The following is an 18,149-nucleotide window of genomic DNA, read 5'->3' as shown; positions in this document are numbered from 1 at the left end:
ACGACCGCCATCGTTTTTGTCCCGACCGGTAAGTCGCATTTGTTCGCAGCAAGAAATCAATGAATTTGCCCGTCCACCAAAGTTCGTCCAACGCCCTCGCCGCCGGGGCACCGCGCTCACTCGCCGCCGGGGCACCGCGCTCACTCGCCGCCGGAGCGCTCTCGCACGGTGATAATTCGCTCCCGTCGCCACCGGGCGAATCGGTTTCTTGGCAAACCGCGATGAAACGCGCCATTCGTACTGCCGGCGAATTGCAACGCTATGTCGGCTTGAGGGAGGATGATCTGCCGTCAGGCTGCGAAGCATTTCCGACCTTTGTGCCGTTGGAACTGGCCAGGCGAATCCGCCCCGGTGATCCCGACGACCCCATCCTTCGTCAGGTCTTGCCGGTGTCACAGGAAATGGCCCCAGCGGCAGGTTTCGTCAGTGACCCCGTCGGCGACCTGCCAGCCTTGGCCGCCCAAGGCATCCTACACAAGTACGACGGCCGGGCTCTTATCATCACGACCGGAGCGTGTGCGGTTCACTGCCGTTACTGTTTTCGACGCGAATTCCCTTACTCTGACGCCGGGTCGCGTGCTCTGAGCTGGCAACCCTCATTGCAGTACCTGACAGAGCACGAGGACATCACGGAAGTCCTGCTCAGTGGCGGCGACCCGCTGACACTGCAGGACGACGCTCTGTTTGGTTTGATCGGGGAAATCGAGTCGATCCATCATGTCCAACGTCTGCGGATCCATACGCGACTACCCATCGCCATTCCCCAACGCATCACGCCGCCGCTCGTCGAACGTTTGCGTGACAGCCGACTGACGGTCTGGACCGTGATTCACAGCAACCATCCCGCCGAGTTGGACGAAGCGGTTTTCGCCGCCACCGACCGTTTGATCGATGGCGGCATTCCGGTACTGAACCAGTCCGTGCTGTTGGCCGGTGTCAATGACGATGCGGAGACCCTGGAATCCTTGTCGCGTCGACTGATCGACCATCGGATCCAGCCGTATTACTTGCACCAGTTGGACCAAGTCCGTGGGGCCAGTCATTTTTGGGTGCCGCCGGACATGGGAATTCGGTTGATCGAGCATCTCAGAAGCGTCCTGCCCGGCTACGCTGTGCCGACTTTTGTCGCCGAACACAAAGGCCAGCCTTCGAAAACACCGCTGACGCGCCAGTCGCTAGACTCTATACGCGAGACCGCTCGCCCCTGAGTGGCCAAAACTCAAATGGCCAATCCCTGAGTCGTCAAACATTGCCAAGCCACGGTGCGTTTCGCTCTATGTATCTCTTTGAAAATCCCGTTCTGCAACGCGAGCTGCTGGTCAACTTACGCACCAAGCGTGCTTTCTTTTTGTTGGCGATCTACCAAATCCTGCTTGCCGCCGTCGTCTTGATCGCGTGGCCGACCGACGAACGACTGGACTTGTCCAGCAGCCCGCCCTCGGCAACCAAACTGGTCAACCTGTTCTTTCTCGGCCAGTACGTGATCGCGTCACTGATGGCCCCCAGCTTTGCCGCCGGGACGATCACGGGCGAAAAAGAACGCAAGACTTATGAGATGTTGTTGGCCAGTCCGTTGCGGCCTGGAGCGATCGTGCTGGGCAAGATGATTGCTTCTCTGACACACATCGGCATGCTGATCGTCGGGTCGCTGCCGATCATCGTGCTCTGCCTGCCGCTGGGCGGCGTCAGTGTTTATGAGGTCTTGGCCGCGTATCTGGGATTGATCGTGTCGGTGATCCTGTTCGGCGCGATCGGTGTGCTTTCCAGCAGCTATTTCACACGCACCGCCAGTTCGCTTGTGGTGAGTTACCTGGCGATCTTGCCGCTGGTGATGCTGGCTGTTTTGTTTTGGAACTCACTCTCGGCCGACGGAGACTTGCGGTTGAAACTTGCCGTGCTTGTTTTTCCAGCGTTCGGACTTTCAGGTGTGATCCTGATGGGGGCCGCAGCCGCCGGGCGAATGTTGTATCCACCGGATGTGGGCAGCGAAGGCAAGGAAGTGATCGATTTGGAGAAAGAAGCCGAGGAGGCAGTCGGCTTGGTGATCCAGCCGGATCAGTTCCCCGATCGCTTGTTCGCGCCTCCGAAGAAGCAAGAATTGATGCCAGACGGTGCCAACCCGGTCTACGACAAAGAAATCCATAGCGAGATCTTTAGCCAAGGAACGTTGATGCTGCGGCTGGTCATTCAGATCAGCATGGTGCTCGCAATTCCCCTGATGGGCGTTTTTCTGTTTTTCCGTGCCGAGCAAGCACCTTGGTTTTCCGTCTACGTGATCGTTTTCAACATGTTGGTCGGTCCGGTGTTCTTGGCCAGCAGTATGACGAGCGAACGCGAGCGACAAACACTCGACCTGTTGCTGACCACCACTCTGACGCCGACGCAGATTTTGTGGGGCAAGTTCGTTGTGGGGTTCCGAGTTTCCGCCGTGCTGACAGGGTTCCTGTTGTGGCCGCTGCTGCTGGGCAGCGCACTGAATCACATGTTTTGGACCAATCTGGCGGCTGTCGCGGCGATGTTTGCGATCGTGCTGATGGTCTGCTTGGTCAATGCGGTCGTTGCCTTGACCTGCTCGCTGTTTCAACGCAAGACATCGATCGCCTTGTTGACGACGTACGCGGTGCTGCTGTTTCTGTACGTCGTCCCCGTGGCATTGAGCACACTGGCCAAGACACTTGATTTCACTGAGCCCACTTCCGAGATGCTCGGCTGGACCGGCGTTGCCAGTCCGTTCGCCGCGTTGTTCTCATTGCCCTTGGACACGAATCTGGTCAAAGACAACCCGGCGGTCAACCAAGGCAATCTCCCCATCGTCCTGGGCTACTTTGCGTTTAGCGCAACCCTGCTGGTTCTATCGGCCATCGCCATGGTGTTGCGATTGAGAAGCCGACGAGGACTTTCGGACGACTGATGATTCTGGATGAGCCCTTGTTAGGCCATAGCTTGAACCAAGGACGACAGGATCTCTTTGCGTCAGTTGCCGATTCGCAACTGACGTTTGCCGCCCTGGGGCAATTCATGCTGCGAACCGTGCTGCTTGCCGCGGTCCGCAGCGTCTGGATCATGTTTGTAACGCCCACTGCCGCGCACGGTGACCAACCGCATCCCACATTCCATGTCCAACCACTGCGATGATGCGTTTTGGATCGCCAGAGTCCGAACGTGAATCAACGCTTGCTCGCTAACGATGGCGTTGCCAACTTGGTCGACACCTTCGGCTTGCTGATCGCCCGACTTGGGCAATCCCCTGACGTAGCCCTCCGCGTACGATGCACCGCTCCCTCGAGCATAGCCTCCGTACTGCAAGTGAGCGGCCGTTGCGATCGTCACTAACAATTCACGAAACAATGCAATGCTGTTCTGCACATCGTCTTTGGGACCAAAGAACCAAAACCAAGTCCGGTGACCCTTGCGGTCAAAGTACCACTGTACCGTCGGAAAAATCTCGTGCGTCACGTAGGACGCCAAGTCTTTCTCCCAGTTGCACGCCCGGCTCCCATTGACAGGGCACGCAATCCGCGTGAACTGAACCGAATCGACATTGTCATCCTCATGAATGTCCTGACGGGTCAAGTTGTGACGAAGCATCAGAGTCTGCATCATCCGCAAGGCGTTTCGCTTTTCGCCTTCGGTGCTTGCATCGTTCTGAGCCGTTTTGTCCAGGGCAACCAATCGCTTCAGAATTTTGTCGAATTGCGACTGAGTCAGCGTCTCGTCCGTGGCACCATCGATGCCCGCATTGACACCAGAAACACTTTGAACGTCTCGTCGAATCGTGACCGCGATGTTTGGATCCGGGCTCCAGTAGTCCATGATCTCGATGTCGGAATCGTCACTGGGATTCCAAGTGTCACGGATCGTGTGATCGACGACGGTGCACATGTGAGTGGATCGATGATTGGGCGAACCCACGTGCAAGATGACGACGCCCGACGGCAAGTCACACCATGGCAGGTAGCTGCCGGCAACTCGGTGGCGACGCCATCCATGACCACTGAGAAAACGATCGGCGATATCAATCCGCACGCCGTCCCTGGGCGATTTCTCCGCAGCCTGCCCGAGATCACGATAGACATCTCGATAAACCAAGCCCGTCGCGATAGCGATCGACCGTGCCACACAGTCGCCCGTAAGCCCGACGAACCCACAAGAGGCACGACCGCCATCGTCCCAACAGAATTCCATTTCCACCATGTTCTGCATCAAACTATTCCTCGATGACCTCAACCGGAATCACTTCATCATTATCATCTACTTCTGCGGGTTCATGCCCATCGGGACGCGACGCAAAACCCACAAATATCGCCAGGAAACCGAGCAAGAAAGAGCCGATCGATTTTCCAATTCGCAACTCGTAAACCTGATAGCATCCGAAAGCAATGATCAGGAAACCGGCGACGACGAAGTACCACCATTTCCAATCTTTACCGTCCATCCCGCCAGTCCTCGGCAAATAGAGCCAGGTTCGAAACAGTGCCCGATTGAGCAAGATATCAAGCGAAAAGCATCGGAGCAAGCAAGCCCCCAGAGACGCGTTGACAGCAATCGTAGGTCATACTGTGCATGGCGAAATGCTGGGCATGTAGAATTCATCAGTGATCGCTGAAATGATCCGAGTGTGTCTTGCCCATCGTCTCACGACCATCACCCTCTGGACTGCATCCCCATCAATTGGAGTCAATATGATTCAGTTCCCTGCTTGGACGAGTACCGATTGCCTTCGGTCGTTTCTGCTTCATTTGCGGCTGACAACAAGCACAAACGCATCCGTCGTCGTTGCCGCTTTGTTGTTCCAATCCCTGGTGCTGCAGTCTCCGCTCGCGCTCTCTGCGAGTGCCGAGTCCGTCCAACGCCCTAACATCGTTTTGGTGATGACGGATGATCAGGGTTGGGGGCAGACGGGTTACTACAACCACCCGGTACTCAAGACACCTAACTTGGATGCGATGGCAGCGAGCGGTCTTCGCTTTGATCGCTTCTATGCCGGTGCTCCGGTATGCTCTCCGACACGCGCCTGCGTACTGACGGGCAGAGCGAACGATCGCACGGGTGTTCTCAGTCATGGCTACGCGTTGCGACGTCAAGAAATCACGTTGCCTCAGATCCTACGCCAGCACGGCTACACCACGGGGCATTTCGGCAAGTGGCACTTGAATGGATATCGCGGTCCCGGTGCGCCGATTCTGCACAGTGATGACCACAACCCTGGTGAGTTTGGTTTTGACGACTGGCTGTCCGTCACCAATTTTTTTGATCGTGATCCGATCATGAGTCGCAAAGGGAAATTCGAAGAGTTTCAAGGAGACTCGTCTGAGATCGTTGTCAGCGAAGCGTCCAAGTTCATCACGCGGCAAGCTCGATCTGGCAAGCCGTTTTTGGCGGTGCTGTGGTTCGGTTCTCCGCACGATCCGTTCTTGGCCGCGGATGATGACCGTGGAGAGTTTTCCGAGCTTGACCCTCCGTCACAGCATCATTACGGCGAACTGGTCGCGATGGATCGCAGCGTCGGAACGCTGAGGAAAAACTTGCGTGAGTTAGGTATCCAAAAGGAAACATTGGTTTGGTTCTGCAGTGACAATGGTGGGCTGCCAAAGATCAAGCCAGACACCGTCGGCGGTTTGCGAGGGAACAAAGGCACAGTCTACGAAGGCGGCTTGCGGGTCCCCGGGATCATCGAATGGGAAGGCAGGATCGATCCTCGAATCAGCCGCTATCCGGCGAGTGTCTTGGATATCTTGCCCACCGTACTGGAACTGACGCAGACGCCATATCCATATCCTCAACGACCCTTGGATGGTCTCAGCTTGGTGACGGTTTTCGACCAGGAGCCGGCACGCCGTGAAAAGCCGATTCCGTTTCGTCAGGGGGGCAAAGCGGCTTGGGTGGACAATCGGTACAAACTGCTCACCACGAAAATGGATTCAGGCAAATACGAGTTGTATGATCTGGAGTCAGACCCCAATGAGACAAAGGACCTGTTCTCGGATCGCTCGGATTTGGCCGGCGATATGGTGCACGCCTTCACTCAATGGAGCGAAGGTGTGGATGCCAGCGTGAGCGGTCGTGACTATCCCTCTGGAAAGGTCGACGCAGGTGAGCCTGAGCCTCGATTTTGGACGCAGACCGAGGAGTATCAGCCCTATTTGGAGCAGTGGGCCGATCGTTGGGAATACAAGTCTCGTCTGAAGCCAAAAGCGAACCCCAAAAAATCGGCAAAGGGGGCGGCCGCCAAATAGGCAAGCGGGAGCGGCCGTCATTTGCGACGCGTCGTTTTCTATGGACTATGATCTAGAGATTCAAAATTCTCCGACCACTTCCATTCATCACGCCGATCCGCTGTGACTCGAATATTGCTGACCGCCTTCGAGGCCTATGATCGGTGGCCAGACAACTCCAGTTGGTTGTCGCTGATCGATTTGACGAGCTGGTACGACGGTGATTTGGACTTGGTGACTCGCCGTTACCCGGTCGACTTGACCCGGATGAGCCAGATGCTCAGGGATGAGCTGAGGTCGGGTTATGATTTTGCCATCCATTTGGGACAGTCCCCGGGGGCGACCGTGATCAAGCTCGAATCGATGGGACTCAACGTCAGAACCGATGGCAGCCCGCTGATCGGTGGAGGGCCTCAAGCCTATCGTTCTTCACTCAATCTTGCTGAATGCTCGTCCATTCTTGCTGATGCCGGAATCCCCAGCGAAGTATCCCATCACGCGGGCACCTATCTCTGTAATGCTGCGATGTATCTCAGCCAGCATTATTGCAGCGAAATGGGACTACCTACCAAGAGCCTGTTCATCCACCTGCCGTTGACGCCGGGACAGGTCGCCAGGGATGGCAGCCGCTTGGCCAGCATGAGCACACCCATGTGCAGTGCGGCGATCGCGATGTTGGTAGAGCACATCGCGAAATAGGGTCCCTGCTTCGTCAAGCGGTGCGGGACAGGTCGCTCACCTGTGGTCTCGTGTTGCCAACTCCCTTGGGAGGATTGGACAAGGAGAACGGAGCAATCTTTCCCACCGGGACATCAGTAACCTTCACATCGGGGTAGCCGGATTGCGTGGAAGCACGGACATCGACAAACGTTCCGTCAGGAAGCTCTAGTCGGTAACTCGCCAGTCTCATTTTTAAGTCCCAAGCTAGGAAATGATTTTGAGGCCAAGGGCGATCTTGAGATCCACATGAGATCAAATGGTCGTCTGTCAGAGAGTACCGCCAAATCAAGTGCCCCCGCAAATGAACACGCGTGTTTTTGCCGTATTCCCGCACCAGAATCGGAAAAATAATCTGCAATGAAAGGAAATGAAGCAGCATGGTCAATCTTTGTTCACCAGCATTGCGTTGATGATCATTGCATTGATGATCATTGCCGCATGGCTCAGTCGCCCAGTCCATAGTCCCTGATCTTCTTGTGCAGGGTGTTGCGATTCATTCCGAGCCGAACAGCCGCTTTCGTCTGCACCCCTCCGCAGGCCTCCAGTACTTGAGCGATCAATTCCTTTTCGACACGATCGACGATCTTGCTGTGAACGTCGGTGGATTCGCTGCCTACTTCTCCGAGTCCTTGCATCACAACCTGTCGCGTCAGCGAGGCGGCATCATTTCCGGTGATGCCCAAGTCACGGTGATCGGGTGAGTCGCTTGTCACGCACCGCGGCAACAGGTCGAGCGTCAATTCATCGTTATCCGCCATTACCACGGCGCGTTCAATGTAGTTTTGCAGCTCACGGACGTTTCCCGGCCAATGATACTGCTGCAATGCTTCCATGGTTCCCGGGCCGATGTGAACGACGTAGCGATCATTGATTTCGTTGTAGTATTCCAAAAAGTACGACACCAAAGATGGGATGTCTTCCCTGCGTTTTCGTAGCGGAGGAATCTCGATGGGAACGACGTTCAAACGCCAATAGAGGTCCTCGCGAAATAGGTCTTGTTTGACTTGGCCCATCAGGTCACGATTGCTCGCCGCGATGACTCGCACATCCGCATTCAAGGTGCTGGTATCACCAACGCGTTCAAACTCCTTTTCTTGCAGAACCCTCAGCAGTTTGACTTGCAATGTCAGTGACGTGCTGTTGATCTCGTCGAGGAAGATTGATCCTCCATCGGCGGCCTCGAATCGGCCGGTGCGGTTGGCAACGGCACCCGTGAAAGCCCCACGGACGTGGCCAAAGAGTTCGCTTTCCAGCAAGCTCTCGCTCAGTGCTCCGCAGTTGACTCGGACGAAGGGGCCACCACTGCGATGGCTCAACTGGTGTACCGCACTGGCGATCAACTCCTTGCCCACGCCCGTTTCCCCGAGGATCAGGACCGACGCATTGCTGCCGGCAACCAATCGGGTGACGCGATAGACTTCCTGCATCGCCGGTGAATTACCAATGATTCCCGGTGGCGGTGGATGATCGATGGATTGTGAGTTGCCGAGAATCGCCATCTCGCTCCGCTAAGCGGTGGTTGGAGCACCGTTCCTGAATGATTACGTCGACGCAAAACTCGTGACGCGTGGTGAAAGCAATCGTCCCCGCTCATTCCGCCTGACTCTGAGCAAGTCCTAAAACGATACCCGTAAAATCGCTGGCCGAATACCTGAGATGCTGTCTGAAAACGGGATCACGCCCGCCATTTTCGCCAAATGATCCGTGGTCGAAAAGTCCGGCCGGTTCGATTTCAGTTCACGCGACGACGCTACCGGCATGCAACGGTATCCGCGATCACTTTGCTGAGGCCTTAATGGCCTCTGTGGCGACTTGGCGATAGTGCTGCCTGTCCAGAACGGTCAGGTCCGGCAAACGCTGGAGCGTGGAAATCCGGCTGCGAATCTCTGCAAACGCCGATGGTGTGGCCGGCATTTCGACCAAGATACTCTCGGCGTCCCATCGTCCCGTGTCGATCCCATCGAACTCTTGCCCATAAAACACGACGGGCAAACGGCGACCTTCAGGAAGTCTGCGAACGCGATCGATCAGCTCGACCGGCGGCATGTCCCACAGTTCCGTTTTGGCCAATATCATCCGCAGGTCGCCCCCTAATGCCACTTCCCTCTCCAGCTCTCGAACGCTCTGAACAGGCTCGGTACGGAAGCCCATCTGCGCTAGAATGCTGCTCTGTTGCAAAATCACGTCCGGTCGGGTTTCGACCAAAATCGCGACGGGGCGATCTCCCAATCGGCTCATTTCCGCCCAACATTGCCGCACGTAGCTGCTGCCTGCGTAGGGCAGGCTGTCGTCCAATCCGGCGATGACCTCGCCTGCTTCGTAGCGGACCCTAGGGATAGGGTTTTGGACGGACTGGACGAGCGGTGTCATCGAAGCACCGTCCGCTCGCAGCAACTCGTCCGGCGACAGTCCACCGGCAGGATTTGAGAGCAGACGCAGCATCCCGACTGCGACGGGAACGTTCTGTTGAGCGTTTGCCATTGCCAAGCCCGTCAGCAATTCTGCTGCGGAGGTGTTTTCAGGGTACTTGGCCGAAATCGCTGCGATCTGATCCGGCATCCCCCAGTCCGCGTCGATCACGACTTGGTAGCTCAGTTCCCCCAGCAAGGCTCGGCGAGCGACATCGATCGGCAGACCGCCGAGCCGATTGAGTCTCGCCGCGGCGTCGTAAACATCTCGATAAGCCGCCAGCATTTGCTGACAACGCTGGACGACGACTTCTGTGCGGTTCTCGGCCAAGCTCCAAAGCATGGTTTGTTGCGGATCATTGGGGGTTTGTTCTGCGATCCCAGACAGTCGTTCCAGTTCATGCAGTAAGAACGTGACCGCTTGCTGACGTCCCACGGAAACGCCAGCCTCGCGAAGGGCGTCGGCTGCGATCTGACGTTCTCTGTTCGTCGCTTCTTGGGCGTACAACGCTGAGACGCAATGCGATTGTGATTCTGATGCGCCCAAACGAATCAGGCTCAGTAGTGCATTTTCACGTGCCGCTGGCGGTCCGTACATCGCCAACTGCTCAATCGCGTTGATTCCCCGCGGATCAATCGCCAGCAGAGTGCGGAGGATTTCATCTCTCGCTTCGGGCGACTGGTTCTTTGCAGCGGCGGCAGCCAACGCGGCAACCGATGCATTGCCTCCCTGCAGCAGCGTCCGGATTGCAGCAAGACGCTTATCGACCGACGGGGAGGCAATGTCGGTAATGGCCGCTGCGATCTTGCCTTTGTCCTCTGCGCTGGACTTCGCCGCATCGAAAAGTTTCTTGATGGTAGAACGTTCCGCGTCCCCTAGTTCCCTTCGCGATGAAAGTTTGAGCAAGACGTTTGGGCCGATGACTTTCGCCATCTGGGCAAGCTGATTTTGGTCCTGGACGCCGTCTACTTTCGCAAGCCATCTCAGTGCCGCCGGCCACTCTCCGATGCGTACCAGTGAGGCGATCGCGACGGCGAGGTCCGTTCCACCTAGCGCAGCCCGGTCGTTCAATTGGTCGACCAAAGGATCCGCTTTTTCGAGCAGATCGCTGTTTCTGGTGTCGACGGGATCGGGCGTCGCAGGGGCCGGGGCCAACAGCCCTTGAGCGGACGCGTGTCTTGGCAGAACCGGGATCAACAACATTCCCAAACAGAGAATGGTCGCGGGCAGAGAACACGTAAAGAAACGAGGTCGCATCAGCATGGCCGGGAATCAAAGAGTCGAGAGGAGCCAAAACGCTCAAACGGGCTTGCACCCATCATAATCGCTGGCCGGGACGCGGGAACATGATGCTTCCGCCGTTGGATCACCGGTTTCGGTAACGCTCTGGCGGGGCGTCCTCCAGCACGGCTTCCAGTTGCTTTGCTGTTTCCCACTCCAATGACCCTTCCTCGGGAACACCCTCGACGTTGGCGAGCAGTTTCTTCACCATCCGCTCTTTCCGTTGCCGTGATTCTTCCCAGTGTCGCTTGGAATCGGAGAGATCAGGGAGATTTCTGGGTGGCTCGTACTTTCGCTGGAGCTTTGTTTTCAACTCCTGCTCTTCTCGCACCATCATGGCCACAAACTGCTCGTTGGTCATGCTGGCCTCGGGGTGCCGATCGTCAGCCCCCGTGGTCACGGAATCAACCGTGACGGGACGATTGGCGTGGCGAAAGGGGAGTGTGAATGCCCAAGTAAGCACCCCGCCGGAGAAAACAAAGGAACCGATGATGGCGTAAGTCACCCACTTGGACTGTCTTGCCAAAGGCCTGCGATCCGATGTTCGCCGACCTCCGGATCGAATCCCTGTTTCGTCACCACCACGATCGCTTTCTCGGCGATTGAGTGTTTCCGTTTCTGGGGGTGACGAGATGGGTTCTGGATTTGAATTGGACGGTGGCAGTGGAGCAGCCATGGATGATTCCCCGTTGAGCGAATTTGTAAACTTTGGAAGTTATGTTTCTGATACGAAAATCATCCGGGACACATTGCGTATCCCGGACGATCGAAATGTTTTGCGATTTGCACCGACGATGCTGCCTACTCTGTCAGGATGGTGGGCAGGTTGTTGGCGATCTCTTCAAAGATGCTGACCAGTTGGTCGCCATCAGCAGCGTGATAGTGTTTGCCACCACCGATTGCCGCAACTTGCTGCATTCGGTTTTGATCGGCACCCTCACCAAACGTCACGGTGTGAATCGTCAGGTTGTACGAATTCATGAATCCTTGCGCGACGCTGACAGGGCTGACTCCCGTGTTGTGGATGCCGTCGGTCAGCACCACCATGGTCTTGGCCGCAAAGGGGCGTGCCGAGCTATCCAGCAACGCTTGGATTCCCTCTTGCATGCCTCGTCCGATCGCGGTGGCTCCAGTGGGGGACAAATTCATGACCGTATTGCGAACGATCTGGTGATTCTTTTCCAGGTTGGTATCCAGCGAACCATACGATGCGTAGCTTGCCAGTGAGACCTGTTCTTCCTGGCTGGTGCCTTCCAGAACGTCCAAGAAGGCGTCGACTGCTAGCAACAAGTCTTGCCACGGGGTGTGAGGGGCTTCACCGAGCCCGTAGTAGTCTTCATACGCCCATTGTTGATAAGTGGTCGCATCGACACCGGGATTGTAGTAGTACCGCCAACCGTTGCTGTAGTACCGCCCCAACAGACCGGCTTGGTAGCCCGCGTAGATCGCGCTGCTCGAATAGGGGTCCTTGTTCCATGGGAAATCAATGTCCAGTTCAGCCATTGAACCACTGCGATCCAGGATCAGCGAGATGTCACGGTCGACTTGCATGGCGACAGAGTCTTGCGTCGTTTCGAAATCGTTGGCATCCAGCAGTCCTGGGATGATCAGTGGAACTCGTCCTGAAAGCGAGCCTGCGTTGCGATTGCCTTTCACACGAATGGCACTGGCCACGATATTACCAGACGACACATCCGAGGTGGGGATTTTGATGAAGTGGTATCGACTTTCAGATCCGTCATACTGCTGAGTGCGTCCAAACTCAATTTCGTTTGAACCGTCGTCTTCACGGATGCGCAAGGGGTCGCCATTGACCGTGTTCAGCGCCGCCGTCACTCGAACGGCCTGTTTGGCCGCATCGACTTCCTGGTATTCACTGAAGGCACGGCCGCCCGCCCGGGCTGCCGCGTCGGTCGCAATCGACAATTCCGTTCGGGTCAATTGCATGTGCGCCGTGTTGACGGCAAAGGCAGCCAAGATCGCGAGCAAGGGCAGGAGCATCGCCATCATGGCCATCACAGAGCCACGTCGTCGTGAACGTTGGCTTTTCATGCCCAATGGTAGTGAGGTATTCATGGTGTTGATCACAGACGCGGATGAGAGACTCGTTGAAATGGTTGGTCAGAAGCAAAAAGGTTTGTTGTTTACTGCTCAAAGAAACCGTCGTAGCGTTCGGTTTTCACGTTGGCAGTCGTCGTGATGGTGGCGTTGGGCATGAATCGAGGCGCAAACAACGCAACTTCGTCGAAGTCAACCGTGACCGTGACCACGACGTTCTCGGAATCATTGCCCAGCGGCGACACATCGACGGTGTACCCCGTCGTGACCATTGAATCCATCAAGTCCGACGCGACTTGGATGGCCTCGTCGGCCGTGGCACCGGGTACGATTGCGTGACGGGCGGCAAAGTAGGCCGCGTCTTGAGCCAAGTTTCGGATCATGTTCATCCGCGCAAATTCCATGCAGGTGAACATCATCATGAACATGATGTTTGCGACGATTGCGAACTCCACCGCCGCAGCGCCCAGACGCTGCTTGCATTTTCGGTTCTTGCGATTTGATCGCGGTTGTCGGTGAAGCATCTTGAATGCCTGAGGTTGGGTTTGTCTGTCTCGGAAAGCCACGTGAGATGTGATTTCGTTGCGATCGATCGCTTGTTGGTTGCTCGACACGTTAAGGGCCCGTATCGAGATTTTGGTATTCCTTGCGCAGAGTGACATCTGCGGACATCATCATGTCACTGAACATGGCAGAAGGAATCAGCAGGTTGCCTGCGCACGGAACGGTTACCGTCGTCGTGACGTTGTCCAAAGTTGCGGCGCTGGTGAAGTCCGGGTTGCTGAACGTCACCGCAGCCCCGGGGGTGAACTGGATATCGCGTTCCGCCAAGAACTGCTCCACACGCTGAACGACTTCGGCGTTGGTGCGGCCACGATTGACGCCTCGACGAGCACCCTCGTAGGCGGCCAGCTTGATGGATTCCTTCAAGAACAACATCGAGCAGATGTCGATGGTCCCGATGGTCAACATCACGAGAGCCGGCAAGCAGAAAGCAAACTCCACCGTCGCGGCTGCGCGACGATCGCGTCGCCGGCCTTTGGCTGAGTGATGTTTGTGTCGCTTGGATGTGCGGGTGAACATGGTGATGGGCATTGGTTCCTGAGTCTGACGGAGATCCCCCTATGAAAGGAAACCTAGCTCAGGAATGCCATGTGTGCGCACTGAATTCAAGAAAACGCGGTGCGTGTCGCCGCGTTTTTGCGGACAATTCAACCCTCTTGAGGGAAAGAACGTTGTCTTTTCGCTACAGACAATCGTTTCGGTTGCTTTCGAGCAACAACCGGACCGCCTCACGCACACGCTCCTCCGCCGATTTGGGAGCAACCAGCGTGGCATCAGGTGTTTGGACTACAATCATGTCCTCAATCCCGATGGTTACAATCGCATGGCCGGGCTGGCCAAAGATGATCGAGCCTTTCGTATCGATGGCATAGTGCGAACCCACAACGGTGTTTCCATGTTCATCCGATGGATTGAGACGCTCCAAGGCCTGCCAACTGCCCACATCGTCCCATTCAAAGGGAGCTTCGATCACGGCGACATTGGGGTAACTTTCCATGACGGCGTAGTCGATGGATGTTCCCTTGATCGCCGCAAACTCAACCGCCAACGTCTCTTGGAACTTGTCCGTTTCCATTGCTTGGGCAATGCGATCCAGGTGCTCGTACATCTCCAACTGATGGGACTTCAACGCGTCCAAGATGGTCGAGGCTCTCCAGAGAAAGATGCCACTGTTCCAGTAAAAACTGCCGCTGGAAAGGTACTGCTGAGCGGTCAAACGATCGGGTTTTTCTCGAAATCTCGCGACCTGAAAGGCTGCCACGCCAGCGGCTTGCAATGGCTCGGCACGCTCGATGTAGCCGAACGACTCGGCCGGATAGGACGGCTTGATCCCAAAGGTCACGATGCGACTGGCATCTTCCTGCACCAGTTTTTCACCCGCTCGAATAGCGTCACGAAATCGATCGGGAGTTCCGATCACGTGATCCGAGGGCATCACGGCCATGATGCCCTCGGGATCCTTTCTCGCAATCATGGCCGCTGCCAGACCCACGCATGGTGCGGTGTCACGTTTGCATGGCTCTCCGACAACATTCTGGTTGGGGAACTCAGGCAGTTGTTCCAGCACCGCTGAGACCAATGCCTGATTGGTCAACACCATCCGTCGCTCGGCGGGAACCAGTCCCTCCAAGCGGTCGCTGGTTGCCTGGATCATCGTACGCTCACCCGACAAGGCAAGCAGTTGCTTCGGCAAAGCATTTCGACTCGCCGGCCAAAACCTCGTCCCGCTGCCACCAGCCATGATCACTGCATGTAACATTCGATTCAAATCCCACCGTCGTGATGTTTCGTTCAACGTCCAAGTGAATCCAAGGAACCCGGCTGCTGGCTCGAACTCCTTGAGATGATTCTGGCAGCACTCTAACGGATCACCGATTCAACGTCACGACGTCGCTGATTCCTGATTCCACTTGGAGCCCAGAGAGATGCGATAAATCACGGCAACGAGCGAGATCTGAATCGTTGCGATCATCAAGGGAGGAATTCGCCGCAAGCGGGAAAACAACGCCCGGGTCCACGGGATTTCTTGCTTTTGTGTTGCTGAGATCCATTCGTCCAGACTCTGCTGCCTGCCGCCTGCTGGGACTCGCCATTTCGAAGCATCCTCCCAGCCATGTGCCGTCCGACGCCAACCTGAGGGGATTTCGCCTGCCGGCAACTGCTCGGTCGCTTCTGCCGAAGCGAGTTGAACGCTACTGCTGACCGATGACCGGTCCGTGTCCACGGCAAAATTCGCTGAGACAGAACCCAGTAAGATCAGGCTGCAGGACACAGTCACCAGAGGTGCGTTGAATCCGTGATGATGTTTTTTGGTTGGCATCCGACGCGAACATCGCAATCCGAGTGCCAATCACACGAACACGCTTTTTTTTCGTCAATTCGGCTCTTTTTGAAATGGGACACGGTGCCCGGGTGCATCGTCTGTTGCGAAAAGTCAACGTGCGTCTGAGAAAGTCGACGACCAGCGATCGCCTGGAATCCGCTGGATACCGGACGTTTCAGCGGCTGATATTGACCAACTGCGTGGACTGGCTCATCGGTGAAATCGGCTGCCTCGCTTCATCGACCAGGTTTCGCAGGAACGACTGGGCTTGAACATAGTCGTCCATGGAATACTCGTGGATGTGATCCTTCAGTTCGCAGCGAATCTGTTCGATCCAGTCGCACAGCGGTTGGTAGTGATCTGGATTGATCGCCCCATCGTGGGCTCGCTGAGCAAAAACCAGATCAACCGGTCTGCGAGCTCTGGCAAAGTGAGTGGTGGCGAGAATCAGCGGCCACTGAACGCTGCCGTCTGCAGGGGCGACCGCCACTGGCTGCTCTGCTTTTCGCAGTTCGCTTGCCAAACGACGCTCCTCCGCTGCGGCATGCAAGTGTCCGAAACGGGACTCCGTGTTGATGCGTCGTCGTTCCAATCGGGCGGCCAAAGCATCAACGCTGTTTTGCAGCTCGAGTTGGACCGCAGCGGCATTCTCGGATCTTGCCTGCGCCGTCAGCAAATTGAATTCGCCTTGAGCACGAATCACCGACGCCAGTTCGAATCCAGTGGTCCGATACCCGTAATAGGGGCTGGCATATCGATAGCCGACAACCCGAACAGCGTGACCGTGAGATCGCCAATCGTGATTTGCGTGTCGGTCACAGTGGTGCGACGGACGATAGAACCCGCTCTCGGTGGACTGCCCGTTGGCGATGGCTGTGAGGCAGAGGACGCAAAACGCGAGTGAAAACAGTGATTTTTTGAGACACATCGACCCAGACTCCCCGTGGCTTGGTAATGAAAGTCAACTTCTTACCTAGCCAAGCGGGGCGTTTCTGGAAATGTTTCCGACAAAAAATAAATCAATTGCCAAAATTCAAAACGGTCGTCGATTTGAACTCTTCTCCTGGTTTTAGCACGGTGGAGGGAAACTTTGGCTGGTTGATGCTGTCAGGATAATGCTGCGTTTCCAGGCACACGGCGCTGCGGTGAGGATACGTTTTGCCATCTTTGCCGGTTTGTCCCATCAGGAAATTGCCCGAGTAGAACTGGATTCCTGGCTGATCGGTGGAGATGGTCAGCGTTCGCCCCGAATCGGGGTCCACCAAACGAGCGGCCATCCGCATGCTCTTGCCCTCGGGGATCTCGGCCAACACAAAGTTGTGGTCATAGCCCAGTGCTGCCGTGTCGGTGAGCTCTTCGATGCCTTTGCCGATGCGGGTTGGTTTGCGGAAATCAAGCACGGTGCCCTCCACGTCTTTGATTTCACCAGTTGGGATCAGGGTATCGTCCACGGGCGTGTATTGAGGCGCATTCAACATGAGCTTGTGGTTGAGCACCGTTTCACTGCCCGCTCCGCCGAGATTGAAATAAGCGTGGTTGGTCAGGTTCACTGGCGTCGCTTTGTCGGTCTTTGCGGTGTACGTGATCGAAACCCGATTGGCATCCGTAGGCACGAAGAAACGAACGGTAACGTCCAAGTTTCCAGGATAGCCTTCTTCGCCATCGGGGCTGGTGTAGCTGAACGTCACACCGGTTCCCTTTTCGTTGGCAAACGGCTTGGCCTTCCACACAACTTTGTCCAAGCTCCGCTCGACGCCACCGTGGAGATGGTTCGGTTCATTGTTGATCGCCAGCGTGTAGTCTTTGCCATCCAATGAAAACTTGCCTTTGGCGATTCGGTTGCAAACTCGTCCCGTGGTGCATCCAAAGTACTGGTTGTCTTCGCTTTCATAGCCGGCAACGTCGTCGAATCCGAAGATCACATCGGCAGACTTTCCGTCGGAATCCGGGACATGCAACTGCACCAACGTCGCGCCGCGAGTCATGATTTTTGCCACCAGCCCCTTGGAACTCTTGAGGGTGTAGAGTTCCACGGGAGTGCCATCGGCTGTCTTGCCAAAGTCCTCGGCCGTCGGCTTTGCCGGCGTATCAGCCGAGGAGATGCCAGGCGCAGCAAGACAGAGGCAAGCAAAAGTAAGAAGGAGAATTCGTTTCATGGCCGTTCAATGAGGAGTAAAGGTTGAGTCTTGGGGGGAATGGTTGGAAAAACGACACAAAGTCGCAACAATCAGAATCGGTGGCGATCCGCCGCCTGACGAATTGTGAAGCAGATCCAGCAATCACGATTGTAGACGGGGGAAACACCCATCACAAACCTTGACAGACCGCTCGCCCGGATTATTCACGCGACCCACTACGGTCTTCGCAATACGTTTGCACGAAACGGTTTGCGCGTATTGGTACGAAAACAGGCTGCGCATATCAGCCGCCACGCGATAGCGTCCGGTTCTCACGCCTCTACTCGGGAACCGGACGCTATCGCGTGCCGGCTGATGAATAATCCGGGCTAGCGGATTGTCGGGCAAAAAAATGAGGATCGCGCAGTATTCGGTGCAGTGCTCGGCTCGGTGATAAGGGGG

Annotated in this window: 17 protein-coding genes; 4 read left to right on the top strand and 13 right to left on the bottom strand. The window is 56.1% G+C overall.

What is annotated here, in order from left to right:
* Positions 1–59 precede the first annotated feature (59 nt).
* Both epmB and Pla52nx_RS26230 read left to right on the top strand, forming a co-directional pair.
* Positions 60–1,208, top strand: a complete 1,149-nt coding sequence (gene epmB / locus Pla52nx_RS26235; RefSeq protein WP_146518868.1) for an EF-P beta-lysylation protein EpmB — start codon at positions 60–62, stop codon at positions 1,206–1,208.
* A 68-nt stretch (positions 1,209–1,276) separates the two neighbouring features.
* Positions 1,277–2,911, top strand: a complete 1,635-nt coding sequence (locus Pla52nx_RS26230) for an ABC transporter permease (protein WP_146518867.1) — start codon at positions 1,277–1,279, stop codon at positions 2,909–2,911.
* 62 nt (positions 2,912–2,973) lie between these two features.
* On the opposite strand, the gene Pla52nx_RS26225 is transcribed toward Pla52nx_RS26230, so the two are convergent.
* Positions 2,974–4,203, bottom strand: coding sequence for a DUF2786 domain-containing protein (locus Pla52nx_RS26225; RefSeq protein ID WP_231741781.1), 1,230 nt, complete (start codon positions 4,201–4,203; stop codon positions 2,974–2,976).
* A gap of 4 nt (positions 4,204–4,207) precedes the next feature.
* Positions 4,208–4,435 carry a hypothetical protein gene (locus Pla52nx_RS26220; protein ID WP_146518866.1) on the bottom strand — a complete coding sequence of 76 codons (228 nt, stop codon included), beginning with the start codon at positions 4,433–4,435 and terminating at the stop codon, positions 4,208–4,210.
* Positions 4,436–4,682: 247 nt separating this feature from the next.
* On the opposite strand from Pla52nx_RS26220, the gene Pla52nx_RS26215 reads away from it, so the two are divergent.
* Both Pla52nx_RS26215 and Pla52nx_RS26210 read left to right on the top strand, forming a co-directional pair.
* Complete coding sequence (locus Pla52nx_RS26215; RefSeq protein ID WP_146518865.1) at positions 4,683–6,236, top strand: sulfatase family protein; 1,554 nt, start codon at positions 4,683–4,685, stop codon at positions 6,234–6,236.
* A 102-nt stretch (positions 6,237–6,338) separates the two neighbouring features.
* Positions 6,339–6,914, top strand: coding sequence for a pyroglutamyl-peptidase I (locus Pla52nx_RS26210; protein WP_146518864.1), 576 nt, complete (start codon positions 6,339–6,341; stop codon positions 6,912–6,914).
* Positions 6,915–6,927: 13 nt separating this feature from the next.
* Here Pla52nx_RS26210 and Pla52nx_RS26205 read toward each other — a convergent pair whose 3' ends face one another.
* The 11 genes from Pla52nx_RS26205 to Pla52nx_RS26155 all read right to left on the bottom strand — a co-directional run bounded on the left by Pla52nx_RS26205 (position 6,928) and on the right by Pla52nx_RS26155 (position 17,726).
* On the bottom strand, positions 6,928–7,314 hold the full coding sequence (locus Pla52nx_RS26205; protein WP_146518863.1) for a hypothetical protein: 387 nt from the start codon (positions 7,312–7,314) through the stop codon (positions 6,928–6,930).
* A gap of 64 nt (positions 7,315–7,378) precedes the next feature.
* Complete coding sequence (locus Pla52nx_RS26200) at positions 7,379–8,362, bottom strand: sigma-54 interaction domain-containing protein (protein ID WP_231741900.1); 984 nt, start codon at positions 8,360–8,362, stop codon at positions 7,379–7,381.
* Between the two features lie 349 nt (positions 8,363–8,711).
* Positions 8,712–10,607, bottom strand: coding sequence for a hypothetical protein (locus tag Pla52nx_RS26195; RefSeq protein ID WP_146518861.1), 1,896 nt, complete (start codon positions 10,605–10,607; stop codon positions 8,712–8,714).
* 103 nt (positions 10,608–10,710) lie between these two features.
* The gene (locus Pla52nx_RS26190) at positions 10,711–11,301 is read right to left on the bottom strand and encodes a hypothetical protein (protein ID WP_146518860.1); all 591 of its coding nucleotides are present in this window, start codon (positions 11,299–11,301) and stop codon (positions 10,711–10,713) included.
* A 125-nt stretch (positions 11,302–11,426) separates the two neighbouring features.
* Positions 11,427–12,701, bottom strand: coding sequence for a vWA domain-containing protein (locus Pla52nx_RS26185; protein ID WP_231741779.1), 1,275 nt, complete (start codon positions 12,699–12,701; stop codon positions 11,427–11,429).
* Positions 12,702–12,769: 68 nt separating this feature from the next.
* A complete protein-coding gene (locus Pla52nx_RS26180; protein WP_146518859.1) occupies positions 12,770–13,207 on the bottom strand; it encodes a TadE/TadG family type IV pilus assembly protein in 438 nt (145 codons plus the stop codon).
* A 91-nt stretch (positions 13,208–13,298) separates the two neighbouring features.
* Positions 13,299–13,766 (bottom strand): TadE family protein, encoded by a 468-nt coding sequence (locus Pla52nx_RS26175; protein ID WP_231741777.1) that lies wholly within the window; start codon positions 13,764–13,766, stop codon positions 13,299–13,301.
* A gap of 163 nt (positions 13,767–13,929) precedes the next feature.
* Positions 13,930–15,006: a mannose-1-phosphate guanylyltransferase gene (locus Pla52nx_RS26170; protein WP_146518857.1), complete on the bottom strand. Its 1,077-nt coding sequence runs from the start codon at positions 15,004–15,006 to the stop codon at positions 13,930–13,932.
* Positions 15,007–15,129: 123 nt separating this feature from the next.
* Positions 15,130–15,567 (bottom strand): hypothetical protein, encoded by a 438-nt coding sequence (locus Pla52nx_RS26165; protein WP_146518856.1) that lies wholly within the window; start codon positions 15,565–15,567, stop codon positions 15,130–15,132.
* Between the two features lie 178 nt (positions 15,568–15,745).
* Entirely contained in the window at positions 15,746–16,498 is a 753-nt protein-coding gene (locus tag Pla52nx_RS26160; RefSeq protein ID WP_146518855.1) for a hypothetical protein, read from the bottom strand.
* A 91-nt stretch (positions 16,499–16,589) separates the two neighbouring features.
* Positions 16,590–17,726 carry an aldose epimerase family protein gene (locus Pla52nx_RS26155; RefSeq protein WP_146518854.1) on the bottom strand — a complete coding sequence of 379 codons (1,137 nt, stop codon included), beginning with the start codon at positions 17,724–17,726 and terminating at the stop codon, positions 16,590–16,592.
* Positions 17,727–18,149 lie beyond the last annotated feature (423 nt).

Origin of the sequence: Stieleria varia (genome assembly GCF_038443385.1) — a bacterium.
GTDB classification, from domain to species: Bacteria; Planctomycetota; Planctomycetia; order Pirellulales; family Pirellulaceae; genus Stieleria; species Stieleria varia.
This window is presented reverse-complemented; position numbering and strand designations above follow the sequence as displayed.

Coding starts and splice junctions, on each gene's coding strand:
- epmB (WP_146518868.1), top strand. CDS start 60: ATGAATTTGCCCGTCCACCAAAGTTCGTCCAACGCCCTCGCCGCCGGG.
- Pla52nx_RS26230 (WP_146518867.1), top strand. CDS start 1,277: ATGTATCTCTTTGAAAATCCCGTTCTGCAACGCGAGCTGCTGGTCAAC.
- Pla52nx_RS26225 (WP_231741781.1), bottom strand. CDS start 4,203: ATGCAGAACATGGTGGAAATGGAATTCTGTTGGGACGATGGCGGTCGT.
- Pla52nx_RS26220 (WP_146518866.1), bottom strand. CDS start 4,435: ATGGACGGTAAAGATTGGAAATGGTGGTACTTCGTCGTCGCCGGTTTC.
- Pla52nx_RS26215 (WP_146518865.1), top strand. CDS start 4,683: ATGATTCAGTTCCCTGCTTGGACGAGTACCGATTGCCTTCGGTCGTTT.
- Pla52nx_RS26205 (WP_146518863.1), bottom strand. CDS start 7,314: ATGCTGCTTCATTTCCTTTCATTGCAGATTATTTTTCCGATTCTGGTG.
- Pla52nx_RS26200 (WP_231741900.1), bottom strand. CDS start 8,362: ATGCAGGAAGTCTATCGCGTCACCCGATTGGTTGCCGGCAGCAATGCG.
- Pla52nx_RS26195 (WP_146518861.1), bottom strand. CDS start 10,607: ATGCTGATGCGACCTCGTTTCTTTACGTGTTCTCTGCCCGCGACCATT.
- Pla52nx_RS26190 (WP_146518860.1), bottom strand. CDS start 11,301: ATGGCTGCTCCACTGCCACCGTCCAATTCAAATCCAGAACCCATCTCG.
- Pla52nx_RS26185 (WP_231741779.1), bottom strand. CDS start 12,701: ATGAATACCTCACTACCATTGGGCATGAAAAGCCAACGTTCACGACGA.
- Pla52nx_RS26180 (WP_146518859.1), bottom strand. CDS start 13,207: ATGCTTCACCGACAACCGCGATCAAATCGCAAGAACCGAAAATGCAAG.
- Pla52nx_RS26175 (WP_231741777.1), bottom strand. CDS start 13,766: ATGTTCACCCGCACATCCAAGCGACACAAACATCACTCAGCCAAAGGC.
- Pla52nx_RS26170 (WP_146518857.1), bottom strand. CDS start 15,006: ATGTTACATGCAGTGATCATGGCTGGTGGCAGCGGGACGAGGTTTTGG.
- Pla52nx_RS26165 (WP_146518856.1), bottom strand. CDS start 15,567: ATGCCAACCAAAAAACATCATCACGGATTCAACGCACCTCTGGTGACT.
- Pla52nx_RS26160 (WP_146518855.1), bottom strand. CDS start 16,498: ATGTGTCTCAAAAAATCACTGTTTTCACTCGCGTTTTGCGTCCTCTGC.
- Pla52nx_RS26155 (WP_146518854.1), bottom strand. CDS start 17,726: ATGAAACGAATTCTCCTTCTTACTTTTGCTTGCCTCTGTCTTGCTGCG.